Origin of the sequence: Acinetobacter sp. AR2-3 (genome assembly GCF_001878775.1) — a bacterium.
Taxonomy (GTDB): domain Bacteria; phylum Pseudomonadota; class Gammaproteobacteria; order Pseudomonadales; family Moraxellaceae; genus Acinetobacter; species Acinetobacter lwoffii_D.
Genome location: NZ_MJIQ01000032.1, coordinates 120,223 through 126,222, shown reverse-complemented (window position 1 = coordinate 126,222; position 6,000 = coordinate 120,223). Strand labels below are relative to the sequence as shown.

At 42.9% G+C, this 6,000-nt stretch carries 7 protein-coding genes and 1 other RNA gene; 3 read left to right on the top strand and 5 right to left on the bottom strand.

Features of this window, described 5'->3' with window-relative positions; all coding sequences use genetic code 11:
• Window positions 1-200: 200 nt before the first annotated feature.
• The 3 genes from BFN00_RS04825 to BFN00_RS04815 form a co-directional block, all read right to left on the bottom strand.
• Window positions 201-440, bottom strand: a complete 240-nt coding sequence (locus BFN00_RS04825; RefSeq protein ID WP_005107468.1) for a DUF378 domain-containing protein — start codon at window positions 438-440, stop codon at window positions 201-203.
• Window positions 441-732: 292 nt separating this feature from the next.
• A complete protein-coding gene (gene pepP, locus BFN00_RS04820; RefSeq protein ID WP_071850620.1) occupies window positions 733-2,067 on the bottom strand; it encodes a Xaa-Pro aminopeptidase in 1,335 nt (444 codons plus the stop codon).
• Window positions 2,068-2,196: 129 nt separating this feature from the next.
• On the bottom strand, window positions 2,197-2,829 hold the full coding sequence (locus BFN00_RS04815; RefSeq protein ID WP_071850619.1) for a UPF0149 family protein: 633 nt from the start codon (window positions 2,827-2,829) through the stop codon (window positions 2,197-2,199).
• 64 nt (window positions 2,830-2,893) lie between these two features.
• Here BFN00_RS04815 and BFN00_RS04810 point away from each other — a divergent pair, with 64 nt between their 5' ends.
• From BFN00_RS04810 to ssrS, 3 genes are all read left to right on the top strand, one after another.
• The gene (locus tag BFN00_RS04810; RefSeq protein WP_004279506.1) at window positions 2,894-3,451 is read left to right on the top strand and encodes a hypothetical protein; all 558 of its coding nucleotides are present in this window, start codon (window positions 2,894-2,896) and stop codon (window positions 3,449-3,451) included.
• Entirely contained in the window at window positions 3,448-3,735 is a 288-nt protein-coding gene (locus BFN00_RS04805) for a cell division protein ZapA (protein ID WP_004279505.1), read from the top strand. Before BFN00_RS04810 ends, BFN00_RS04805 begins: the two co-directional genes overlap by 4 nt.
• Window positions 3,736-3,832: 97 nt before the next feature.
• Window positions 3,833-4,016, top strand: a non-coding RNA gene (gene ssrS / locus BFN00_RS04800) — 6S RNA.
• Between the two features lie 208 nt (window positions 4,017-4,224).
• Here the strand turns inward: ssrS and BFN00_RS15785 are convergent.
• Together BFN00_RS15785 and BFN00_RS04795 are read right to left on the bottom strand one after the other, a co-directional pair.
• Complete coding sequence (locus tag BFN00_RS15785; RefSeq protein ID WP_143115417.1) at window positions 4,225-4,386, bottom strand: YqaE/Pmp3 family membrane protein; 162 nt, start codon at window positions 4,384-4,386, stop codon at window positions 4,225-4,227.
• Between the two features lie 304 nt (window positions 4,387-4,690).
• A complete protein-coding gene (locus BFN00_RS04795) occupies window positions 4,691-5,977 on the bottom strand; it encodes a PQQ-dependent sugar dehydrogenase (RefSeq protein WP_249449783.1) in 1,287 nt (428 codons plus the stop codon).
• Between the last annotated feature and the right edge of the window lie 23 nt (window positions 5,978-6,000).

Below are 6,000 nucleotides of genomic sequence, written 5' to 3'. Positions count from 1 at the left end.
AAATGTCAACAGACCCTAATCTTTAGCTAAGTGTTGTTGTAGATCTGAGGATGATTCTATTAATAACCTATAAACACCTATATAAAAAACCCCGGAAATATACCGAGGTTTCTTCATCTTCCACACTATTTCTATCCTCTCGACAAGCTAATCGAAGACATGAACCCTATCTTGCAAGCAACTCGCCCAGGAGAATTAGCTTAACGCACAATATTGGTATGATGATCTGTGTGGTGTACTGTTTTACCCAACTTTGTTCCTGTATAAATTAGGTACAATGCCGACAAACCAACCAATACATAAATAATTCGAGATAAGGCGCTCATATCACCAAAGATCGCAGCGACCAAATTAAAATCGAATGCACCAATTAAGCCCCAATTGATGCCACCAATGATTGTTAAAGCATAAGCAATCCAGTCAATCGTATTTAATCTCATAAGTGTTCTCCTGCTCTTATTTAAGTTTATTTAAGGATCAGAGAAAGTATGAGAATCTCAGCCCATTTAATATGTAGCTTTGATGCTAAAAACGGATTTTCTGTGTTGACTTCCTGTCAATTTTTAAGCTGTAAATTTTACTTAGGTGAGTTTTATTTGACTTGTTCGAGATAAACGTAAGCTAAGTCACTTTTTGATCGATTCGATATAGCTAGGAATTCTTTTTTAAAATGGCATAGAAATGTCATAAAAAAAGCCGATTTCGCGACCGGCTTTCTGTATTTTTCTTGGATTAGGCAGCGCGGGCTTTCGCCATTAATGCCTCAATCTCTTCTACCGTTTTGACGACTTTCGCGGTTAAAACTAGCGGGCCATTTGCAGTGGCCACCACATCATCTTCAATCCTAATGCCAATTCCATGCCATTTAGCATCTACTGTTTCATCATCAGGCGCGATATAAAGACCCGGCTCAACGGTCACGACCATACCCTCTTCATACGAGCGCCATTCACCGTCCACCTTATAAGCACCGACATCATGCACATCCATACCGAGCCAATGTCCCGTACCATGCATGTAGAACTGACGAAAAGCTTCTTTTTCTATAATCTCGTCGATATTACCCTGCATCAAGCCAAGATCGAGCAAACCCTGCACCAAAATACGCACTGCAACATTGTGAGGTTCTTTATACGAGTTACCAATTTGCACGGCATTGATCGCAGCGATTTGAGCATCCAGTACTACGTTATATAAGGCTTTCTGTTCCGGACTGAATTTACCATTTACCGGAAAGGTACGGGTAATGTCTGAAGCATAAAGCTGATATTCAGCTGCAGCATCAATCAGGACTAAATCGCCATCTTTCAGTTCTTTGTCATTTTCTACATAGTGCAGGATGCAGGCATTCTCACCACCACCGACAATACTGTTGTAGGCCGGAACACCGCCATTTTTGCCAAAGATATAATTCAGCTCGGCTTCCAGCGCATATTCCATCATGCCCGGCCGTATTGCTAGCATCGCTTGCGTATGTGCATCAGCAGAAATATCGGAAGCAATCTGCATCAGTTCAATTTCATTTGCATCTTTATGCAGACGCATTTCATCGACAATACGGTCCAGCTGAATTATTTGCGCTGGCGCAGAAGTCCCACGACGGCTTTCACCACTTGCAGTCGCAATCCATTTGGCGACACGCGCATCAAACTCTGCATGCTGTCCAATGCGATAAAATAACTGATCTTTATTTTGTAACTTTTCTAAGATTTCTTCATCCAGCAGATCAATCGCATAGGCTTCATCTGCATCATAATCCTGAATAGCCCCATCAATACCCGCGCGGTAGCCATTCCAGATTTCCATTTCACGGTTGCGTTCACGACAGAACAAACTGTAGCTATAGCCTTCTTCTTCAGTGTCAAAGGTTTCAATCACAGCCACAGCTTCAGGTTCCGCGAATCCGGTTAAATAGAAGAAACTGCTGTCTGCACGGTATTTATAATCTGCATCACGGTTACGCATGGCTACCGGACTGGTCGCGATAATAGCGATACTGCGTAAACCGATTTCCCCTGCGAGGATTGCGCGACGCTCCTCAAAAACTGCCTGTGTCAATTTCTTCATTACACCTTACTTCTTATCGATCAATACTTGTATTTAGAATATAGTCTTGAAATCAGACTATAGATTTCACTGTAAACAGCAAAATATATGCCTGATTTCAAGCAGGTGATGACTCACCTCAGCATTTCATCAGCTTAGACGTTTAGGCGAGAAAATCTCGACTACACTTTGCGCTTCTGTAGTAGCGACTTTAGGCTGATTTTTTTGACTAAATTGCTGTAAGAGTGGCGTTTCTTCAACTTCGACCTTTTTACGCCCTAAAGACAGACTGACAGGAATCAGACGCACAAATTCGTACAATTCCTGATAGCTTTCTTCACCTTCAGCATCATCGTCTGAGTCTTCAAATTCAACTGCGGCTACATCTTGTAAATGTTCAATCAGCTCAACTTCATCCTGACGGATATGTCCTGAAGCCAGTCCGAAACCTAAGACCACGCCTGCACACCAGTCCGCCAGAGCCTGTACGCGTTCTGAAAGCACATGCTCATCATCAGGCAGCAAAGGTAAATAATCCAGCTCATCTTCAGACAATGCATGGAACACATCTTCAGCTTCGCCCGCCAACAACTCTAATGCTTCGGCATCCAGTTCAGGTACATCCAGTGTTTCTAAAATCTGTAACCACTCTTCACTGCTTGGCGCCTGGGTGACACAAACAATGCCAGTCAGCAAACCATGTAGTTCGCTAGGGCTAGAAATTTCCTCAATTGAAGAAAAATTGCGGTGCCATTCGGTCCAACCTGAAATATCGTCTTGCATTCGTTTATCCAATCTTTATACTGCTTATATATTACCTTTGTTTGCAACACTGTGCGACCTCGATATGTTAGAAGAATTACAGCGTCTACAAGTGCAGATCGGCGTGTTAAAAACGCGACTTGCACGGCTTGAAAGTGAAAATTCCAGTTTGCGCGAAGAGCAAGACTCTTCAATGATGCAACATCAACAGCAAATTGAACAAAAGAACAGCGTGATTGCGCAAAAACAACAAGAAAATGAAAATCTGACAGAACAATTGACGGATTCTCGTGCCCAATTTCAACTGCTCAATAATGATGCAACTGCACTGGCAGACCGTTATGGCCGTCTGGAAAAAAGCTGTACCGATCTGAAAAACCGTTTTCAGGAAATTCTGGCTGAACGAAATGAGCTGCGCGTAGTTAAGGAAAAGATGATCCTTGAACAGCGTCATGCCCAGCAGGAAATTCAGCGTCTGACTCAGGAATCTGAACGCTTAACCCAGAAAAATGAAAATGCCAAAGCCAAGGTTGAAGCGATTATTCAACGTCTGGCGATTCTCGGTACTGCGCAGGATCATCACGCACAGGAAATTCAACAACTGGCCCATCCGACTGAAGCGACTGAGGAAGCCTCATCATGAGTGAACAAATTGCAATTGATCTCAGAGTATTGGGGCATAGTTTCCGTCTGGCCTCTACTCCTGACAAGCAGGAAGAATTAGAGCGCGCAGCACAGTTATTAAATGACAAATATGATGAATTTCGCCGTAAAGCGCCACGCATGGAACCTAGTAAGCTGATTATTATGGTGGCACTTGAGCTGATGCAGGAGGTTTTGAATATGAATAGATCACTGCAACAATATGCGCATTGCGAGCGTTTGTTACAAACTATTTTAGAAGAAGTTGAAGAACTGACTGAATAATCTCGAATTTTGTTTAAACTTCGGACATTCGACCGAACTGTTTACAGTTCATGAACAGCATAGAGTTGCCACACCGGGATTATTGTTTATAATTAACTTAACTCTGAGGTGTTCGCCAGCGGGTCTATTCCCCTGCCGATACTAACACTTATGGGTGTGTTCTGTATATTTAGAGTGTATGCCCATCTCCGTATGGGAAACCCAGCAAGTATACGTCGCATCCTCCTTGAACTCATCGGGTTCAGGGTAACGACACATGCAGCGGCATCTTCGGAGTACTTCAATTTCTTTTTCAAAATATAATTATAATTTTTCCCGAATTTCCTCTTATTTTAATTTTGTAGTATTTCTCTCGAACATTCCTCTAGATTCATTTTATTGATGTATTCATCATCTGGAATGAAAAAAAATCTTTAGCTATAAAAAAGATAGGGCTTTAATTACTTCCGTCCAAATCAAACAATCTTTAAGTAACTTATTTTCCTATTTTCAGGCTATTTTATCTCGATATAAAGTATGTGTCGCCCAGATTGCAGCAGGAATCCAGCCTAAAATCGAAATTTGAAGCATTAAGCATACTGTCGCTTCGGCTGGTCGATGAATGGTCATAAATAATGACCAAGGGAAGATAAATGCAATAATTGATTTCATTCTTAAAACCCTCTTTTGCCATGTTTTAAATTCTTATATCCAGTTTTTATTGGCACTTAAAACTGGCACTAAGATTTAGATATTTTTAATGGGATCAGCATAATCTCTGTACATGCTGTATTACGCTTAAAAATATCCTGAAAGCCTAATTCAGCCAGCTTAAATGAAGCTTAAAAATTGTTTTAAACCCGCTAGCTTTTGCATATTTTCAATCAAAATATTGATGTTTTAATGAAATAGCTTTTACTTCAACCTTGCTATCCCACAGATTTAGATCTAAATAAAACCCTAAACCCCTAGACCTTTATTTACTTACTGCAGCTGGTGTACTCAAGGGTGATACTCGCCAAATCACATCACCGACATCATCAGCAACCAAAATGGCACCTGAAGAATCTACCGCCACACCGACCGGTCGCCCATATGCATCGCCCTGATCGCTTAAGAATCCAGTCAAGATATCTTGAGGTGGGCCCATCGGTTGTCCATTTTGAAAGGGAATAAAAATCACTTTATAGCCACTGTGCGGTTTGCGGTTCCATGAACCATGCTGGCCAATCAGCGCACCGTTTCGATATTGAGGCATCAGATCTGCCTTATAGAAGGCCAAGCCCAATGACGCAGTATGATTGCCCAATGCATAATCCGGTAGAATTGCCCGCGCAACTTGCGCAGGGTTTTGCGGTTTGACCCGCGTATCTACATGTTGGCCATAATAACTATAGGGCCAGCCATAAAAAGCGCCTTCTTTGACAGAGGTCAGATAATCAGGAACCAGATCATTGCCGAGCTCATCACGTTCATTCACCACCGTCCAAAGTGTGCCGCTCTGGGGTTGCCAATCCATGCCATTCGGATTACGCAGTCCGGTAGCAAAAGGTCGTACTTGAGCACTGGTGATGTCAAATTCCATGATCAGTGCTCGGCCCTGCTCTTGCTCTAAGCCATTTTCAGCTACATTACTGTTGGAACCCACTGTGATATAAAGTTTATTGCCTGCAGGATTGGCAATGACATTTTTGGTCCAGTGATGGTTTAAACGGCCTGCCGGTAAATCCAGCACCTTGGTACCGGCTGCTGTGATTTGAGTCATCCCGTTATGATAAGGAAAGCGCATCAGCGCATCAGTATTGGCTACATACAATGTATTACCAATCAGCGCCATGCCAAATGGAGAATTGAGATTCTGTAAAAATACGGTTTTTTGTTCAGCTACCCCATCTCCATTGCTATCGCGAAGCAGACTGATGCGGTTGGTACTGGGATGCGATGAGCCGGCACGTTGCATCACCCATTTCATAATTTTGCCTTTGATCCCTTTGCTGTCATCGGGCTTGGGCGGTGCATCGGTTTCGGCCACCAGTACATCACCATTCGGCAATACATACAGCCAGCGCGGATGCTGCAACCCTTTGGCAAATGCCTGAACTTTTAAACCTGTCGCAGGTGTCGGCATTTTACCTTCAGGCCAACCTTTAGCAGGCGCAATATTGACCGTAGGCAGCAAGCTTGATTTTGGTTTGGGCAAATGTGGCTGGGAACCATAACTGTCATTGATAGGCGACTTGGAAGGCATGGTACATCCAGTCATGGTTAGGAGAAGTGCACAGCTGG

What these genes read in the sequence shown, in the direction of transcription:
- BFN00_RS04825 (WP_005107468.1), bottom strand. Translation starts at nt 440, where the DNA reads ATGAGATTAAATACGATTGACTGGATTGCTTATGCTTTAACAATCATT.
- pepP (WP_071850620.1), bottom strand. Translation starts at nt 2,067, where the DNA reads ATGAAGAAATTGACACAGGCAGTTTTTGAGGAGCGTCGCGCAATCCTC.
- BFN00_RS04815 (WP_071850619.1), bottom strand. Translation starts at nt 2,829, where the DNA reads ATGCAAGACGATATTTCAGGTTGGACCGAATGGCACCGCAATTTTTCT.
- BFN00_RS04810 (WP_004279506.1), top strand. Translation starts at nt 2,894, where the DNA reads ATGTTAGAAGAATTACAGCGTCTACAAGTGCAGATCGGCGTGTTAAAA.
- BFN00_RS04805 (WP_004279505.1), top strand. Translation starts at nt 3,448, where the DNA reads ATGAGTGAACAAATTGCAATTGATCTCAGAGTATTGGGGCATAGTTTC.
- BFN00_RS15785 (WP_143115417.1), bottom strand. Translation starts at nt 4,386, where the DNA reads ATGAAATCAATTATTGCATTTATCTTCCCTTGGTCATTATTTATGACC.
- BFN00_RS04795 (WP_249449783.1), bottom strand. Translation starts at nt 5,977, where the DNA reads ATGACTGGATGTACCATGCCTTCCAAGTCGCCTATCAATGACAGTTAT.